Origin of the sequence: Actinoplanes sp. NPDC049598 (genome assembly GCF_040675435.1) — a bacterium.
Taxonomy (GTDB): Bacteria; Actinomycetota; Actinomycetes; order Mycobacteriales; family Micromonosporaceae; genus Actinoplanes.
Window position 1 is genome coordinate 111461 of record NZ_JBFAOX010000012.1, and the last position, 14350, is coordinate 125810.

Here is a 14350-nt window from a genome sequence, read left to right on the forward strand (position 1 = left end):
GGGGTGAGCAGATGGCGGCCCGGCGCGCGCGAACGCCTCGAGCAGGCCGCCATCGAGCTGTTCGTCGAGCAGGGCTTCGCGGCGACCACGGTCCCGCAGATCACCGCCCGGGCCGGCTTGACCACCCGGACCTTCTTCCGCCACTTCGCCGACAAACGCGAGGTCCTCTTCGGCGGCGAGGAGATCCCGGCGATGGCCACCCGCATGATCTCCGAGGCCGCGCCCGGCGCCGACCCGATGACGATCCTGGTCGAGGGCTTGCGCACGGTTGCCGAGTCCCGCTTCGAGGGCCGCCGGGACGACCTCCGCGTGCGCCGCCAGATCGTCCGCTCCGACCCTGGCCTGCGCGAACGCGACCTGCGCAAACGAGACGTCGTCAGCGCCGCCATCCGCGACGGCTTCCGCGCCCGCGGCGTCGACCCGCTGCGGGCCGCCCTACTGGCCGAAACCGCCGTGACGCTGCTGTTCGTCTCCCTCGACCAGTGGCTCGACCAGGACGGCGACCGCCCGCTCTTCGCCATCGTCGAAGAAGCCCTCGCCGCCCTGCGGCAAGCCGTCGGCTGAAGGCCCGCCGTTAGGAGAAGTCGCTGGTGGTAGCGGCGGAGATCAGTTGTTGTCGTACCGCGTATCGCTGGCTTCGGGTGAACGCTCGTCCCCGGCCGGGCGTCGACGTATGCGGGATCAGTGTGTTGCGGGTGTGGTGGTCCGGTTCGCCGGGAGCCGACAGCAGGAAGACCTGATAGCGGCCGCCGCCCCAGCCGTCGGCGCTGCTCTGGTCGATGATGTCGGCGAGGCGCCTGTCCCGCGGATCGCCGGTGGCGCGCCGGCGACGACTCTCGGCCGGCGTCCATTCGACGCTGTCAACGCGATCACGGATGGCAGCGATCTCAGGCTGGATGGCCTTGCCGGTGTAGAAGGCGAGATGCTCGACCGGCTGAAAGGACCGGCCGGGCTGGCAGACGTAAGCGTGCACTTTCTGATACAGCGGCCAGGCTTCGCCTGCGGCAACCACGACGGTGTCGTTACGGGGGACAGGCCGCTTGGCGTGGAGGGCCGTAGCTTTTTCGGTGGACCGTAGCCATGTCGCGGCGCCGGGGTCGATCCAGCCCGCCACTTCGATCATGCGGCTGACCTGGAACGGCACGTCCACGGCGAGCAGTGAGTCGTGGTGCGCTATCCGATTGCGAAAGGTTCGTAGCGGGAAGACTGCGGCGGCGACGTCGGCGCGCCGCCCCGAGGAATGGGGGAACGCCTTGCGAATCGCAGCGCGCCAAAGTTCCTCGTGACGAGTCTGGAGCAGGTTCGCCCAAAAACCGAAGGTCAGGCCGGCGACGATCTGGGCGCGTGTGTCCTTGCGCGGGTCTTCCTTCTGCAGACGCGCACGAACGGTCGCCACGGCTTGCTCGATCTCTTCTTGGCTCCTCCTGTCGCTGCCCAGCGGGCCGAGAAACCATGGGATGCGGGATCGGTTCTCGTCGCGATGGATCTGTAATTGCAGGTCGATCGCGTTGCGCAGGATCACCTCGACGTAGTGGACGGCTTGGAAGGCCGCGGAGTTGAGCTCCGCGGCCCACTCATAGAGTTCACAAGCCTTGTCGTGATCATGGCCGGCATGGCGGAGGTACGGCTCGAAGCGCTCGGCCGAGATCCAGAGCGGGACCGCTGCGGCATGTCGATGTCCGGCCACGGGGTGGGACGGTATAGCTGGCGCTTCGCTGCGCGGTAGCCCAGATCAGCAAGACCACCCGATCGGGGTGGTCTTGGAAAAGAAAGGAGCCCCAGCGGCATGCTCGAGGCAGAGGCGAGACTGGGGCGTACGAAGCCAACGTATAGCAGTTTGAGCTGCCGGTCAATTAACTCAGCCGATGATGGGGCGGAAGAGGCCCAGGGCGATGCTCGTCCCCAGGGCCAGAGCCGACAGGGCGACGGCGCCGAGGAGCAGGGCGGTGTCGGCCGGCTTGAAGGTCTGGCGGCGGGCGTAGGAGCGCGGCAGGCCGGAGTCGAAGCCGCGGGCGTCCATCGCTACGGCCAGGCGGCCGCCGCGGCGGAGGGCGCCTACCAGCAGGGCGAAGGCGGTGGAGACGAAGAGGCGCAGGGCGGCCACGGGGTTGCGGCCGGCGTCGATGCCGCGGGCTCGGCGGGCCAGGGTGATCATCTGCCACTCCTGGTCGAGCAGGGGGAGCAGGCGGAAGGCGGCCAGGGCGCCGATGGCGAAGCGGGGTGGGGCCTTGGCGTTCTGGACCAGGGAGTCGGCCAGGTCGGTGGGGTCGGTGGTGGCGAAGACGATCACGCCGGGGACGGCGATGGCGAACAGGCGCAGGATCAGGCCGAGGGCGGCCATCAGCACGCCGGTGGTGACGTCGAACGGGCCCAAGTCGAGCAGCAGCCGGCCGCCGCGGTCGGCGGCGAACATGACCATGGTGACCAGCAGGCCCAGCGCGGCGATCAGGAGCGGCCAGGCGCGCCGGGCCAGAACCCGCAGGCGTACGCCGAACAGCGGGAGCACCGCCAGCTCGATCGCCAGGGCGATGGCCGGGGTGAGCGGGTCCAGCGTCGAGATCAGCGGCAGGGTGAACAGCAGCGCCGCGCCCAGCTTGGCCACCGGGTTGCGCCGGGCCAGCGGCGCCGCCGGATCCGCGATCGGCTGAAGAACGAAACTCATGGCCGCCGCCCACGGAGACAGAGGTCGGCCGGCGCGAGGCGGGAAGGGGAGCTCATGCGCGCCGCCGGCGGGGGAGGGGGTTGGGGAGGCGCGGGGTGCCGAGGGGGAAGGTGCGGTCGGCCAGGGTCTGGACGAAGTCGTCGTCGTGGGTGACGGCGACGATGGCGTGACCGTCGTCGCGCAGGGTGGCCAGGAGGGTGACCAGCTCGATCCAGGTGCGGCGGTCCTGGCCGAAGGTGGGCTCGTCGAGCACGAGCATCCGGGGGGCGGTGGCCAGGGCGGTGGCCACGCTGAGGCGGCGGGCTTCGCCGCCGGAGAGGGTGTACGGGTTGGCCTGCGCCAGCCTCGTCAGGCGGAGGCGCTCCAGCAGGTCGTCGATGACCTGCTGGTCGAAGCGGCCCAGCCGGCGCGGGCCGAGGGCCAGCTCGTCGACGACGCGGGTGGTGACGAACTGGTGTTCCGGGTTCTGGAAGACCGAGCCGATCCGGCCGGTCAGGGTGGCCGCACGCCAGCGGTGCGGGGGTTTCGGGTCGTCGAAGCCGCGGATCTGGCCGCCGCTGGGCGCGAGCAGACCGCCGAGCAGGAGCGCCAACGTGGACTTGCCGGCGCCGTTGGGGCCGGTCACCGCCAGGACCTCGCCCGCACCCACCCCGAGCGACACCGGGTTCAGCCGGCTTGCCACTGTGGCCCCTTCCGCCCGTACCAGCGCGGTCGAAGCAGTTGACCTTGACTTGAGCGGGGGGATGGTGAATCCGGGAACCCAGACGCCCTCGTCGGCCAGGCGGTCGCCGTAGGCGGCGAACACGACCTCGGGCGCGCCGTCGGCCCGGATGCCGCCGCCCGGCTCCAGCACGACGACCCGGTCGACCAGCGGCAGGGCCTCGGCCACCCGGTGCTCGACGATGATCATGGAGGCGTCGATGCGGGCCGACGAGATGCCCTCGCGGACCAGTGCGGCGCCGTCCGGGTCGAGGTTGGCCGTCGGCTCGTCGAGCAGCAGCAGGCGCGGGCGCAGGGCGAGCACCCCGGCCAGGGCGAGCCGCTGGGCCTCGCCACCGGAGAGGGCCGCGGTCGAGCGGATGATCGGATAGGGAAAACCGACCCGGTCGAGCGCGTCGCTGACCCGCGGCCAGATCTCGGCCGCCGGCACCCCGCGGTTCTCCAGGCCGAAGGCCACGTCGTCGCCGCTGCGGGCCATGACCAGCTGGGTCTGCGGGTCCTGGAAGACGATGCCGACCTGGTCGCGGGCCTTGTGCGGCTCCAGTCCGTCGATCTCGATGGTGCCCTCGGCCTCGCCCGAGTCCTCCGGCAACAGCCCGGCCAGCGCGGCCAGCAGGGTGCTCTTGCCGGCCCCGGAGGGACCCAGCAGGAGCACCCGCTCGCCGTGCGCTATCCGCAGGTCGACGTCGCGGACGGCCCAGGCGCGGCGGCCCGCGTGCCGCCAGCCGAAACCGCGGAGAACGACCTCACTCATGTCGGGAACTAGACCAGATCAGACGAGCGCACGCGAACGCCCCGCCGCGAACCGGTCGAGCACGCCGGTCTGGGCCAGCGCGCGGGTCAGCGCGACACTGCCGAAACCGGCGATCACCAGCGAGGAGATCGCGGTGAGGACGATGTACCAGATCCGCATGGTGGCCCACGACGTGCCGCCGTACCAGACGAACGCGTCGTAGACCGAGGCCACCACCCCGGCCGTCAGGGCGGCCAGCAGCGCCACCGGCAGGCGGTAGGACTTGTAGGCGAAGGCGGCGAACACGAGCTCGGCCCCGAGGGCCTCGAGCGGGCCCTGGATGATCAGCGTCCAGCCCCAGCTCGTGCCGATCGCGGCCGAGACCAGCGCGGCCAGGCTGAGGGTGTAGAAGGCGGCGCCCGGCTTGCGGACGATCAGAGCGCCGAGCACGGCCGGGACCAGCCAGACGCCGTACAGCACGGCCCGGCCGGGCAGCGGGATGGCGTCGGCGGGGCCGTTCCAGAGCAGGCCCCAGGCCCAGAAGATCACGCCGAACGCGACGGCGATGATCGAGGCGATCACGATGTCGATGGTGCGCCAACGGTTGTTCATGTGAAACCTCCCAGTGGGTACCGGGAGGAGACGCACGCCGTCATGACGACGGCGCGGCTGGAGGAAAGACCGAACTTCCTGCGCTGGCATTACCCAGATCAGGTGCGAGGGTCTGCGGTTGCCCGCACTCTCAGCGCTGTGCGCTCCCCTGTCGGACGAAGTTCATTCGCGACCTACCTCGAGTTGCAGGTGCGCAAGCCGACGACGGCGTCTCCACCGTCGCGAATGAACTTCGCTGTATTAGTTTCGATGACGCTAACACTGGTTTTTCATTACGCCTATCGAGGGAGTGATCACATATGGAGGTCAAGGCCAGGGGTTTGACTTTCGACGTCTTCGAAGGCGGCCCGGAGGACGGCGACCCGGTCCTGCTGCTGCACGGTTTTCCGCAGGACCACCGCGAGTTCGACCTGCTCACGCCGAAGCTGCACGAGGCGGGCCTGCGGACGTACGCCATGGATCAGCGCGGCACCTCCCCCGGCGCCCGGCCGGCCGACGTCGGCGCGTACCGCCTCAGCGAGGCCGCAGCCGACGCGGTCGGCGTCCTGGACGCCCTGGGCCTGGAGTCCGCGCACGTCATCGGGCACGACTGGGGCGCGCAGATCGGCTGGCTGCTCGCCGCCTTTTATCCCGAGCGGGTCCGCACGCTGACCGCGGTCTCCGTGCCGCATCCCCAGGCGCTGCGGCTGGCCCTGCGCACACGGCCGTCGCAGCGGGCCCGGATGGCGTACTTCAAGGTCTTCCAGTCGCCGGTGGCCGAGCGGTTCCTGCTGAGCCGGGACGCCGCGGTGCTGCGCTGGATGCTGCGGCCGATCGGCGAGCGGGCCCAGCTCTACGTGGACGCCGCGCGGGAGCCGGGCCGGCTGACCGCCGGTCTGAACTGGTACCGGGCGCTGACCGGGGACCAGCTCAAGGACGTACGGCTGATCCGCGTGCCCACCACGTACGTCTGGAGCGACCAGGACGGCGTGGTCTCGCTGACCGCCGCCCTGCGCACCCGGGACTGGGTCGACGCCGACTACCAAATGGTCGCTATGCGCGGTATCAGCCACTGGGTGCCCGAGCAGGCGGCGTCCGCCCTGAGTGCGGCGGCCATCGCACGCATCCGGGGAGTTTGATTCACGTTCACCTCGGGGTATCCGTCGCGGCATGCCCCCCGAGAAGCCCCGGATGAAGCACGAGACCGAGAAGCAGCGCTGGGACCGCAACTTCGCCGATCTCCTCCAGGAGCTCCGCGTCGCGCAGACCGGCATCCAGATCCTGTTCGCCTTCCTGCTGACCCTGCCGTTCAGCAACGGCTTCCCCAAGGTCACGCAATTTCAGAAGGACACGTACGTCGTGGCCCTGCTGGCCGCCGCGGGCGCGACCGCGATGATCATCGCGCCGGTCGCCTTCCACCGGGCGCTGTTCCGGCAGGGGCGCAAGCCCGAGCTGGTCCGCTACGCCCACGCGATGGCGACCGGCGGGCTCGCGTTCCTGCTGGTCTCCATGGTCGCCAGCGTCCTGCTGGTCACCGACTTCATCCTGGACCGGCCGATCGCGTTCATCTTCTCCGCGCTCACCGGCCTCTTCTTCCTGACCTTCTGGGCCGGGATCCCGTGGCTGCGCCGCAACTGGATCGACGAGGACGACGAGGGCGCCGAGGAGGACTACGCCGAATCTAGCGGCGAGAAGCTTTCAGGCCGAGACGCCTGAGCTCCAGCTCGGCCAGCGCGTCGACCGCCTCGGCGTCGCCGTTGCGCCAGCTCTGGGCGATGTCCGGGCCCATCTTGGCCAGTTTGCTCAGCGGCTGGCCGGCCAGGGCCCGCAGCGCCAGCAGGTCGCGGCCGGCGGGCTCGTTGCGGACGGCGGTGGCCGTGGCGGCCCGGCGGATCCAGCGCACCCGCATCGGCAGCCAGACGAACAGCACCAGCGCGAGCGGCACGGCGACCGCGGCCAGGGCCATGATGATCGCCATCCGGCCGACGACCTCCTGCTGGTCGTGGCCGGCCTCGGCCAGGTTGCGGGCGGCGTCGGCGGCCCCGTTGAACGGCTTGACCAGGTCGTCGCCGACCAGCGGGACCCGGCCGACCTTGCCCCCGGCGTCGGAGAGGTTGTCGGCGATGCCGCCGCCGGCGCTCTCCAGCTTGGCCCCGGGGACGCCGAGCTTCTCGACCATGTCGTGCACCCACAGGCCGGCCCGAACCCAGAGGTAGACCCAGATCACCACCGCGATGTCGGTGATCAGCTGGCGGACGGCGGTGGGAACCCTGTCGGCATAGAGCTTCACGCCGACAGCGTCCCATGTGGCCGTCAAATAGTCTTTAGTCAGGTTTAGGGGCGGTGGCCGGGGTGGTTGGACGGGGGGCGGCCGCACAGCCGGGGCAGGTTCCGAAGATCTCCAGCGTGTGCGAGACGTCGACGAAGCCGTGCTTGTCGGCCACCTTGTCGGCCCACGTCTCGACGGCCGGGCCCTCGACCTCGACCGCGCGCCCGCACGAGCGGCACACCAGGTGATGGTGGTGGGTCCGGCTGCAGCGGCGGTAAAGGTGCTCGCCGCCGGGCGGCCGCATCACGTCGATCTCGCCGGCGTCGGCCAGGCCCTGCAGCGTGCGGTAGACGGTGGTCAGGCCCACCCGCTCCCCGCGCTCGCGCAGGATGGCGTGCAGCTCCTGGGCGCTGTTGAAGCCCTCGGTCTCGGCCAGCACGGCGCTGACCGCGCTGCGCTGCTTGGTGTTGCGCTGCTGACTTTCCGTGCTCACGAACGAACCTCCCTCGCATGGCTGACGGCGTCGGCCACGATGTGCGCGACGTGGTCGTCCACCAGGGAGTATGCGATCTCCCGGCCCCGTCGTGCACCTCGCACCACGCCCGCGCCGCGCAGCACCCGCAGGTGCTGCGACACCAGCGGCTGCGGCGCCCCCAGCTTCTCCACCAGCTCGTGCACGCAGCGCTCGCCGGCGCCCAGCTCGGCCACGATCGCCACCCGGATCGGCGCCGAGAGCGCTCGCAGCAGCTCGCCGGCCGACTCGTACGCCTCGTATCCGCTCATCGTCCGGCCCCTTGCAGAACCACGTCCGGTGGCTCCACCACGTTCGGTGGCTGGGACCGGCGGCGCAGCACGCGCCACAGCGTGCCGCCGACGGCGATCGCCACGAAGACGGCCAGGGCCACGATGACCGTGGTGGCGCCGGGCGGGGTGTCCACCTCGGCCGAGAAGACCACCCCGAGGCCGGCCGCGCCGACGCCGATCAGCATGGCCACCGTCATCGTGCTGCGGAAGCCGCGGGTGACCTGCTGCGCGGCGGCCACCGGGATGACCATCAAGGCCGAGACCAGGAGCAACCCGACCGTACGCATCGCGATGGTCACGGTCACCGCGGTGGTCACGGCCATGAGCAGGTTGAGCGTACGGACCGGCAGGCCGCTCACCCGGGCGTACTCCTCGTCGTTGCAGACGGCGAACAGCGCCGGCCGGAACGCCAGCATCGCGGTCAGCACGAGCGCGCCGAGGACGCCGATCAGCGCGATGTCCGTGGGCGACGTCGTGATCAGCGAGCCGAACAGATATTGGATCAGGCTGTTGCTGCTCGCGTCGTCGGAGAGCGAGACCAGCACCACGCCGCCGGCGATGCCGCCGTAGAACAGCAGGGCCAGCGCGAGGTCGCCCGAGGTGCGGCCGCGTTCGCGGATCAGCTCGACGCCGATCGCGCCGATCGCCGAGACGATCACCGCGGCCAGCACGGGGGACTGGTTGAGCAGCAGGCCGACGCCGACGCCGGTCAGCGCGACGTGGCCGATGCCGTCGCCGATCAGCGAGAGCCGCCGCTGCACCAGGTAGATGCCGAGCGAGGGCGCGGCCAGGCCGATGATGAGCGCGCCGGCCAGGGCCCGCATCATGAAGTCGTACTGGAACAGGTCCATCTCTTAATTCGCCGCCATGCGATCTGTCGGGGCCCACTCGCAGATGCCCGCGGCGGGCTGTACGGCGTGGGGATGCACGTGGTCGTGGTCGGGCTCGGCGTGGTGACCGGCCGGCTCGGGCGGCGCCCCCTCGTAGGCGATCCGGCCCTCGTGCACCACGACCGCCCGGTCGATCAGCGGGCGCAGCGGGCCGAGCTCGTGCGCCACCAGCAGGATCGTGCCGCCGCCCTCACCGAAGCGGCCCAGCGCGGCCGCGAACGCCTCCTGGCTGGCCGCGTCGACCCCGGCCGTCGGCTCATCCAGAACCAGCAGGTCCGGCTTCCCGGCCAGGGCGCGGGCGATCAACGTACGCTGCTGCTGCCCGCCCGAGAGGGTCGAGACCGGGTCGTTGATCCGGTCCAGCAGGCCGACGTCGGTCAGCGCGTCGCGCACGGCCGTCTTGTCGGCCGCGCCGGGCAGCCGGAAGACGCCGCGCCGGGCCAGCCGGCCGGACGAGACGACCTCGCCGACCGTGGCCGGCACGCCGCTGCCGGCGCCGAGGCGCTGCGGCACGTAACCGACGCGGGCCCACTGCTTGAAGCGCTTCTGCGGCGTGCCGAACAGGTCGATCTCGCCGCGGCCGATCGGGACCAGGCCCAGGACGGTACGGATCAGCGTGGACTTGCCGGAGCCGTTGGCGCCGAGGATCGCGACGACCTCTTTCTGATCGACGCTCAGGGAGAGGTCGTGCAGGATCTCCCGGCCCTCGTACCCGACGGCCAGATGGCGTACGTCGACGATGCTCATGCTGTGCACCCCAGAGCGGTGGTGATCGCGCCGAGGTTGGCGCGCATCACGGAGAAATAGTCCTGTGCCGGATCGGTCAGGCCCTCGAGCGGGTCGAGAACCGCGGTCCGGGCCCCGACCTCGCGGGCGATGGTCTCGGCCACGGCCGGGCTGACCAGCGTCTCGAAGAAGATCGTGGTGGTGCCGGTCGCCCGGGCCGTCCTGGCCACCTCGGCCAGGCGCTGCGGCGAGGGCTCGGCCTCGGGGGAGATGCCGGTGATGCCGACCTCGGTCAGGTCGTAGCGGTCGGCCAGGTAGTGGAACGCCTCGTGGCTGGTCACCAGCTCGCGGCGTGCACACGTCTTGAGCCCGGTGGCGTACTCGGTGTTCAGCTGGTCGAGCTCGGTGTGCAGGGCCGTGGCCCGCGCCTTGTAGTCGGCCGCGTGCGCCGGGTCGGCCTGCCCGAGGCGCTCGCCGAGCTTGTCGGCGATGGTGGCGAAGCGGACCGGGTCGAGCCAGACGTGCGGGTCCATGCCGCCCTCGGCCGTCTCGTGCTCGTGGTCGTGGTCGTCGCCCTCGGCCGCCGCGAGCAGGGTGACCACGGACGCCGCGTCGAACGCGTGGTCCTTGCCCTCCTGGGCGACGGCCTCGTCGACCGCGGGCTGGAAGCCCTCGAGATAGACGACCAGGCCGGCCCCGGCGACGTCGCCGACCTGGCGCGGGGTCAGCTCGATGTCGTGCGGCTCGGCCCCCGGCTTGGTCAGGTTGGAGACCCTCACCTGGTCGCCGCCGATGCGCTCGCTCAGGAACTGCAGCGGGTAGAAGGCGGTGACCACGGCGAGCTTGCCGTCCTCGGTGCCGGAGCCGTTGCCGCAGCCGGCCAGGAGGGCCAGGGGGAGCAGGACGGCGAGGAGGCGGCGCATAGCATCTACTGTCGCCGACAATGATAATGATTGTCAAAAGCGCATAGGTCACAGGGCCTTGGCGATCACGACCGCCAGCAGCAGAGCAAGCATGATCAGCCGGAGGGCCCGCGTGGTGGGCGACTGCACCGGCCACGTCGTGAAGGTCAGCGTGGCCAGGCCCACCCCGAGCAGGAACAGCAGCGCGGCGCCGACGATGCCGGGCAGGAACAGCCCGGCCAGGAAGACGGCCAGGGCGACGATGAAAGCCGTGGTCGGGCTCACCCGGGCCAGCCGGCGGAGCACATTGTCGGACGGTGTCACCGCGTCACCCCTCGCTCGTCTCTCGTAACCTGTCGCCATGCTGGTGCTCAACCGCTTCGACGTACAGCCGGAAACGCTCGACGATTTCGTCGCGCAGGCCCACGCCGCCCTCGCCGCCCTGGCCGCCTGCCGCGGATATCTCTCCGGCCGGCTCGCCCGCGCGCTCGAGGACCCCACCCGATGGACGCTGGTCACCGACTGGGAATCGGTCGGAGCCTACCGGCGCGCGCTGGGCGCCTTCGAGGTGAAGGTCAACGCCACCCCGCTGCTGGCCCGATCGCTCGACGAGCCGTCCGCGTTCGAGATCCTGGCCTCGGCCGAGCCGGGCTCCGCGGTGGTCGAGACGGCCAGCGACCGGGCCACCGAGCCCTGGCGCTGACGACTACTGTTGCTGCCATGACCACGGCGCCGCCCTTCGTCCCGCCGCCCCCGCAGGGGCCCGGCGTGCAGCCGCCGTTCCCGGCGCCGCCGGTCGAGGGCAAGGGCCGGCGCATCGGCATGGGGCTCGGCGTCGCCGCGACCGTGCTCGTGCTGGTCTGCGGGGGTGGGGTGGCGGCCCTGATCGGCCTGTTCTCGGCCGGTTCGCGAGCCTTGCAGGAGCAGGCGCACGCGGTCGTCGGCGACTATCTGACCGCCCTGAAAACCGAGAACTACTCCGACGCGTACGAGCACCTCTGTGACCGCGCGAAGCGCGACGAGTCGGAGAGTGAGTTCCGCACCCGGGTCTCCGCCGGAGAGCCGATCGTCTCCTGGCGGCTGGGCGAGCTGAAGCTCGACTACGACGTCTCCGTGCCGGTCGAGGCGACCTACGCCGGCGGCGACGTCCAGCAGCTGACCGCCGAGCTCGATCAGGACACGTCCACGGGCGCGTTCGAGGTGTGCGAGCTCGCGGAGTAAATTCTCTGTTCGTCCCGATCCATAACGATGTCCCCGCCGACACCCAGCCGGCGTAGGAGGAACATGCCCGCCGACCGCATCGACGCCGTCGTCAGCCTGGCCAAGCGCCGTGGCTTCGTCTTCCCCTCCAGCGAGATCTACGGAGGAACCCGTTCGGCCTGGGACTACGGTCCGCTGGGCGTGGAGCTCAAGGAGAACGTCCGCCGCCAGTGGTGGCGCACGATGGTCCAGCAGCGGGACGACATCGTCGGCCTCGACTCCGCCGTCATCCTGTCCCGTGACGTGTGGGCCGCCTCGGGTCACCTCGACGCGTTCGTCGACCCGCTGACCGAGTGCCAGTCCTGCCACAAGCGGTTCCGCGCCGACCACCTCGAGGAGGCGTGGGAGGCCAAGCACGGCTCGCTGCCCTCCTCGCTGCAGGAGCTCAACTGCCCGAACTGCGGCAACAAGGGCACCTTCACCGAGCCGAAGATGTTCAACGGCCTGATGAAGACCTACCTCGGGCCGACCGAGAGCGCCGAGGGCCTGCACTACCTGCGCCCCGAGACCGCCCAGGGCATCTTCGTCAACTACAACAACGTGGCCCAGGCGGCCCGCAAGAAGCCGCCGTTCGGCATCGCGCAGATCGGCAAGAGCTTCCGCAACGAGATCACGCCGGGCAACTTCATCTTCCGCACGCGCGAGTTCGAGCAGATGGAGATGGAGTTCTTCGTCGAGCCCGGGTCGGACGAGAAATGGCATGACTACTGGTTGCAGGAGCGCTGGAACTGGTACCGCGACCTCGGCCTGTCCGAGACGAACCTGCGCTTCTACGAGCACCCGAAGGAGAAGCTCTCCCACTACTCGAAGCGCACGGTCGACATCGAGTACCGCTTCCAGTTCGGGGGCACCGAGTTCGCGGAGCTGGAAGGCGTGGCCAACCGGACCGACTTCGATCTGTCGACCCATTCCAAGCACTCGGGCGTGGACCTGTCGTACTTCGACCAGGAGAAGCAGGAGCGCTGGGTGCCGTACGTGATCGAGCCGGCGGCCGGTCTCACCCGCGCGGTGCTGGCCTTCCTGCTCGAGGCGTACGACGAGGACGAGGCCCCGAACACCAAGGGCGGCGTCGACAAGCGCACGGTCATGCGCTTCGACCCCCGCCTGGCCCCGATCAAGGTCGCGGTGCTGCCGCTCTCCCGCAACCCCGACCTGTCCCCCAAGGCCCGCGGCCTCGCCGCCGACCTGCGCAAGCGCTGGATCGTCGAGTTCGACGACTCGCAGGCCATCGGCCGCCGCTACCGCCGTCAGGACGAGATCGGCACCCCGTTCTGCGTCACCGTCGACTTCGACACCCTCACCGATGACGCCGTGACGGTGCGCGACCGCGACACGATGAAGCAGGAGCGGGTCGCCCTCTCCCAGATCGAGAGCTACCTGCTCGCCAAGGGGCTTTAAAACGCAAAACCGCCCGGTCGGCCGTTACGGTCCGCGATCAACCCGGCCAGGGTCGCCACGGCGATCTCGGCCGGGGTCCGCGACCCGATGTTGAGGCCGATCGGGCGGTGCACCCGCGCGATCTGCTCGTCGCCGACGCCGCGCTCCCGCAGCGCGGCCACATGCGGCCCCTCGACCTTCGGGTTGCCCACGATCCCGATCCACCGCGTCCCGGCGGCCAGCGCTTCCTGCAGCACCGCCCCGATCTCCTCGCGGTGATGATCGCTCAACACGACATCGGTGTGCTCATCCAGCCGCGCCGCCGCGAGATCGTGCACGAACGTGTCCCCGTGCGCCTTCGGCGGCCCTTGAAGCCGCGTCTCATCCGGCTCCACCAGCACGGACTGGAACCCCAGCTCGACCGCGAGTCGCAGCAGCGCTTCCCCCACCGCCGACTCGAACACCACCACAAGCCGGCGCGGACTCAGCTCGGCCCTCTGCTCATCACCCACGCCGCTGACCTTGCCAGATATCGGCGAATTCCACCCGCTGACCCGCGCCTATAGGCGTTGGACTACCCTGCCGGGGAGCGACGGCCCAGGAGCGCTCGAAAAGCCCCTGAAAAATCAGTAACCCCGGCGGCATGCAAGCAGAGGCGACCGGGGTTTTCGAGAGCAGCATAGCCCATCTGCCAGGAGGACGACAACCATGGGATCCGGCACCACCCACGACCTCATTCTGCGTCAGCGGCTGTCGCCGGAACGGATGGGGCCTTATCTCAACGCCGCGGTAGGGACCTCAGGTCCGCCCTTGATCTCTACGTTTGGAATGCCGAGGTCGCGGCCGCGCTCGCCACCACCAGCGGCCACGTGGAGGTCCTGCTGCGCAATGCCATGCACGACCACTTGACCCGGTGGTCGGCGCAGCAGTTCAACGAGCCGCGCTGGTACCTCGATCGTGGCCGGCTGCTGCGGCCCCGAGCGCTGGAAGTCATCAGAGCCGCGCGGGTCGAAGCGACCCGGCACGGTCGCTCGGAGACGGCAGGCCGGGTCGTCGCCGAATTGAGCCTGGGTTTCTGGCGCTTCCTGCTCTCCGGGCACTACGACCGCACGTTGTGGCGGAACTGCTTCTTCCCTGTCTTTCCCGGGCAGGCCAGACGCCATGTCTATGACGCTGTTCAGCAGCTGCATCTGAACCGCAACCGGCTGGCACATCACGAGCCGATGTTCAACCGGCCGATCGCGGACATCCACGCGAGGGCACTCGACATCGCCGACTGGATCTGCCCCATCACCCGAGCGTGGATCGAGCGGCACAGCCGGATCGACGCGCTGCTCCGTGCCCGCCCGCACGCCTGGTGGCTCGGATTGGGGGTGGATGTGGTGGTCATGGCATGCTCGGAGGCGTGACCAATGC

Annotated in this window: 19 protein-coding genes and 1 riboswitch; of the genes, 7 read left to right on the forward strand and 12 right to left on the reverse strand. The window is 70.3% G+C overall.

From position 1 onward, the window contains the following. The first annotated feature begins 3 nt into the window (after positions 1 to 3). Positions 4 to 564 carry a helix-turn-helix domain-containing protein gene (locus tag AB0J66_RS26760; RefSeq protein WP_364665879.1) on the forward strand — a complete coding sequence of 187 codons (561 nt, stop codon included), beginning with the start codon at positions 4 to 6 and terminating at the stop codon, positions 562 to 564. A gap of 10 nt (positions 565 to 574) precedes the next feature. On the opposite strand, the gene AB0J66_RS26765 is transcribed toward AB0J66_RS26760, so the two are convergent. The 4 genes from AB0J66_RS26765 to AB0J66_RS26780 form a co-directional block, all read right to left on the reverse strand. Beyond that, a complete protein-coding gene (locus AB0J66_RS26765; protein ID WP_364665882.1) occupies positions 575 to 1687 on the reverse strand; it encodes a hypothetical protein in 1113 nt (370 codons plus the stop codon). A 171-nt stretch (positions 1688 to 1858) separates the two neighbouring features. Then, complete coding sequence (locus AB0J66_RS26770) at positions 1859 to 2662, reverse strand: energy-coupling factor transporter transmembrane component T (protein WP_364665885.1); 804 nt, start codon at positions 2660 to 2662, stop codon at positions 1859 to 1861. A 52-nt stretch (positions 2663 to 2714) separates the two neighbouring features. After that, positions 2715 to 4136 carry an ABC transporter ATP-binding protein gene (locus tag AB0J66_RS26775; protein WP_364665888.1) on the reverse strand — a complete coding sequence of 474 codons (1422 nt, stop codon included), beginning with the start codon at positions 4134 to 4136 and terminating at the stop codon, positions 2715 to 2717. An 18-nt stretch (positions 4137 to 4154) separates the two neighbouring features. Then, on the reverse strand, positions 4155 to 4727 hold the full coding sequence (locus AB0J66_RS26780; protein ID WP_364665891.1) for an ECF transporter S component: 573 nt from the start codon (positions 4725 to 4727) through the stop codon (positions 4155 to 4157). Between the two features lie 57 nt (positions 4728 to 4784). Next, positions 4785 to 4887, reverse strand: a riboswitch (TPP riboswitch). A gap of 139 nt (positions 4888 to 5026) precedes the next feature. On the opposite strand from AB0J66_RS26780, the gene AB0J66_RS26785 reads away from it, so the two are divergent. Then, entirely contained in the window at positions 5027 to 5845 is an 819-nt protein-coding gene (locus AB0J66_RS26785) for an alpha/beta hydrolase (protein WP_364665894.1), read from the forward strand. A gap of 52 nt (positions 5846 to 5897) precedes the next feature. Beyond that, positions 5898 to 6422, forward strand: a complete 525-nt coding sequence (locus tag AB0J66_RS26790; protein WP_364665897.1) for a DUF6328 family protein — start codon at positions 5898 to 5900, stop codon at positions 6420 to 6422. On the opposite strand, the gene AB0J66_RS26795 is transcribed toward AB0J66_RS26790, so the two are convergent. Genes AB0J66_RS26795 through AB0J66_RS26825 form a run of 7 tightly spaced genes read right to left on the reverse strand, consistent with a single transcriptional unit; the run spans position 6388 to position 10621 of the window. Continuing rightward, entirely contained in the window at positions 6388 to 6996 is a 609-nt protein-coding gene (locus AB0J66_RS26795; RefSeq protein ID WP_364665899.1) for a hypothetical protein, read from the reverse strand. The genes AB0J66_RS26790 and AB0J66_RS26795 overlap by 35 nt on opposite strands. A gap of 34 nt (positions 6997 to 7030) precedes the next feature. Next, complete coding sequence (locus AB0J66_RS26800; protein ID WP_364665902.1) at positions 7031 to 7468, reverse strand: transcriptional repressor; 438 nt, start codon at positions 7466 to 7468, stop codon at positions 7031 to 7033. Beyond that, entirely contained in the window at positions 7465 to 7758 is a 294-nt protein-coding gene (locus AB0J66_RS26805; RefSeq protein ID WP_364665905.1) for a metalloregulator ArsR/SmtB family transcription factor, read from the reverse strand. The genes AB0J66_RS26800 and AB0J66_RS26805 overlap by 4 nt, the downstream gene beginning before the upstream one ends. After that, a complete protein-coding gene (locus AB0J66_RS26810) occupies positions 7755 to 8630 on the reverse strand; it encodes a metal ABC transporter permease (RefSeq protein WP_364665908.1) in 876 nt (291 codons plus the stop codon). The genes AB0J66_RS26805 and AB0J66_RS26810 overlap by 4 nt, the downstream gene beginning before the upstream one ends. 3 nt (positions 8631 to 8633) lie before the next feature. After that, the gene (locus AB0J66_RS26815) at positions 8634 to 9416 is read right to left on the reverse strand and encodes a metal ABC transporter ATP-binding protein (RefSeq protein WP_364665910.1); all 783 of its coding nucleotides are present in this window, start codon (positions 9414 to 9416) and stop codon (positions 8634 to 8636) included. After that, a complete protein-coding gene (locus AB0J66_RS26820; protein WP_364665913.1) occupies positions 9413 to 10318 on the reverse strand; it encodes a metal ABC transporter substrate-binding protein in 906 nt (301 codons plus the stop codon). The genes AB0J66_RS26815 and AB0J66_RS26820 overlap by 4 nt, the downstream gene beginning before the upstream one ends. A gap of 48 nt (positions 10319 to 10366) precedes the next feature. Next, positions 10367 to 10621: a DUF6703 family protein gene (locus AB0J66_RS26825; RefSeq protein WP_364665915.1), complete on the reverse strand. Its 255-nt coding sequence runs from the start codon at positions 10619 to 10621 to the stop codon at positions 10367 to 10369. A 37-nt stretch (positions 10622 to 10658) separates the two neighbouring features. Here AB0J66_RS26825 and AB0J66_RS26830 point away from each other — a divergent pair, with 37 nt between their 5' ends. From AB0J66_RS26830 to AB0J66_RS26840, 3 genes are all read left to right on the forward strand, one after another. Beyond that, complete coding sequence (locus tag AB0J66_RS26830; RefSeq protein ID WP_364665917.1) at positions 10659 to 11000, forward strand: antibiotic biosynthesis monooxygenase; 342 nt, start codon at positions 10659 to 10661, stop codon at positions 10998 to 11000. A gap of 17 nt (positions 11001 to 11017) precedes the next feature. Continuing rightward, positions 11018 to 11518 (forward strand): hypothetical protein, encoded by a 501-nt coding sequence (locus AB0J66_RS26835; RefSeq protein ID WP_364665919.1) that lies wholly within the window; start codon positions 11018 to 11020, stop codon positions 11516 to 11518. Between the two features lie 63 nt (positions 11519 to 11581). Continuing rightward, positions 11582 to 12955, forward strand: a complete 1374-nt coding sequence (locus AB0J66_RS26840) for a glycine--tRNA ligase (RefSeq protein WP_364665922.1) — start codon at positions 11582 to 11584, stop codon at positions 12953 to 12955. Here AB0J66_RS26840 and AB0J66_RS26845 read toward each other — a convergent pair. Then, the gene (locus AB0J66_RS26845) at positions 12952 to 13446 is read right to left on the reverse strand and encodes an XdhC family protein (protein WP_364665925.1); all 495 of its coding nucleotides are present in this window, start codon (positions 13444 to 13446) and stop codon (positions 12952 to 12954) included. The genes AB0J66_RS26840 and AB0J66_RS26845 overlap by 4 nt on opposite strands. Before the next feature lie 357 nt (positions 13447 to 13803). Here AB0J66_RS26845 and AB0J66_RS26850 point away from each other — a divergent pair, with 357 nt between their 5' ends. Beyond that, a complete protein-coding gene (locus AB0J66_RS26850; protein WP_364665927.1) occupies positions 13804 to 14343 on the forward strand; it encodes a hypothetical protein in 540 nt (179 codons plus the stop codon). The last annotated feature ends 7 nt before the right edge of the window (positions 14344 to 14350 follow it).

Bases quoted from the DNA above. Each gene is read 5' to 3' on its own strand.
- AB0J66_RS26770 (WP_364665885.1), bottom strand. From the start codon at position 2,662: ATGAGTTTCGTTCTTCAGCCGATCGCGGATCCGGCGGCGCCGCTGGCC.
- AB0J66_RS26775 (WP_364665888.1), bottom strand. From the start codon at position 4,136: ATGAGTGAGGTCGTTCTCCGCGGTTTCGGCTGGCGGCACGCGGGCCGC.
- AB0J66_RS26780 (WP_364665891.1), bottom strand. From the start codon at position 4,727: ATGAACAACCGTTGGCGCACCATCGACATCGTGATCGCCTCGATCATC.
- AB0J66_RS26785 (WP_364665894.1), top strand. From the start codon at position 5,027: ATGGAGGTCAAGGCCAGGGGTTTGACTTTCGACGTCTTCGAAGGCGGC.
- AB0J66_RS26790 (WP_364665897.1), top strand. From the start codon at position 5,898: ATGAAGCACGAGACCGAGAAGCAGCGCTGGGACCGCAACTTCGCCGAT.
- AB0J66_RS26805 (WP_364665905.1), bottom strand. From the start codon at position 7,758: ATGAGCGGATACGAGGCGTACGAGTCGGCCGGCGAGCTGCTGCGAGCG.
- AB0J66_RS26810 (WP_364665908.1), bottom strand. From the start codon at position 8,630: ATGGACCTGTTCCAGTACGACTTCATGATGCGGGCCCTGGCCGGCGCG.
- AB0J66_RS26815 (WP_364665910.1), bottom strand. From the start codon at position 9,416: ATGAGCATCGTCGACGTACGCCATCTGGCCGTCGGGTACGAGGGCCGG.
- AB0J66_RS26820 (WP_364665913.1), bottom strand. From the start codon at position 10,318: ATGCGCCGCCTCCTCGCCGTCCTGCTCCCCCTGGCCCTCCTGGCCGGC.
- AB0J66_RS26830 (WP_364665917.1), top strand. From the start codon at position 10,659: ATGCTGGTGCTCAACCGCTTCGACGTACAGCCGGAAACGCTCGACGAT.
- AB0J66_RS26835 (WP_364665919.1), top strand. From the start codon at position 11,018: ATGACCACGGCGCCGCCCTTCGTCCCGCCGCCCCCGCAGGGGCCCGGC.
- AB0J66_RS26840 (WP_364665922.1), top strand. From the start codon at position 11,582: ATGCCCGCCGACCGCATCGACGCCGTCGTCAGCCTGGCCAAGCGCCGT.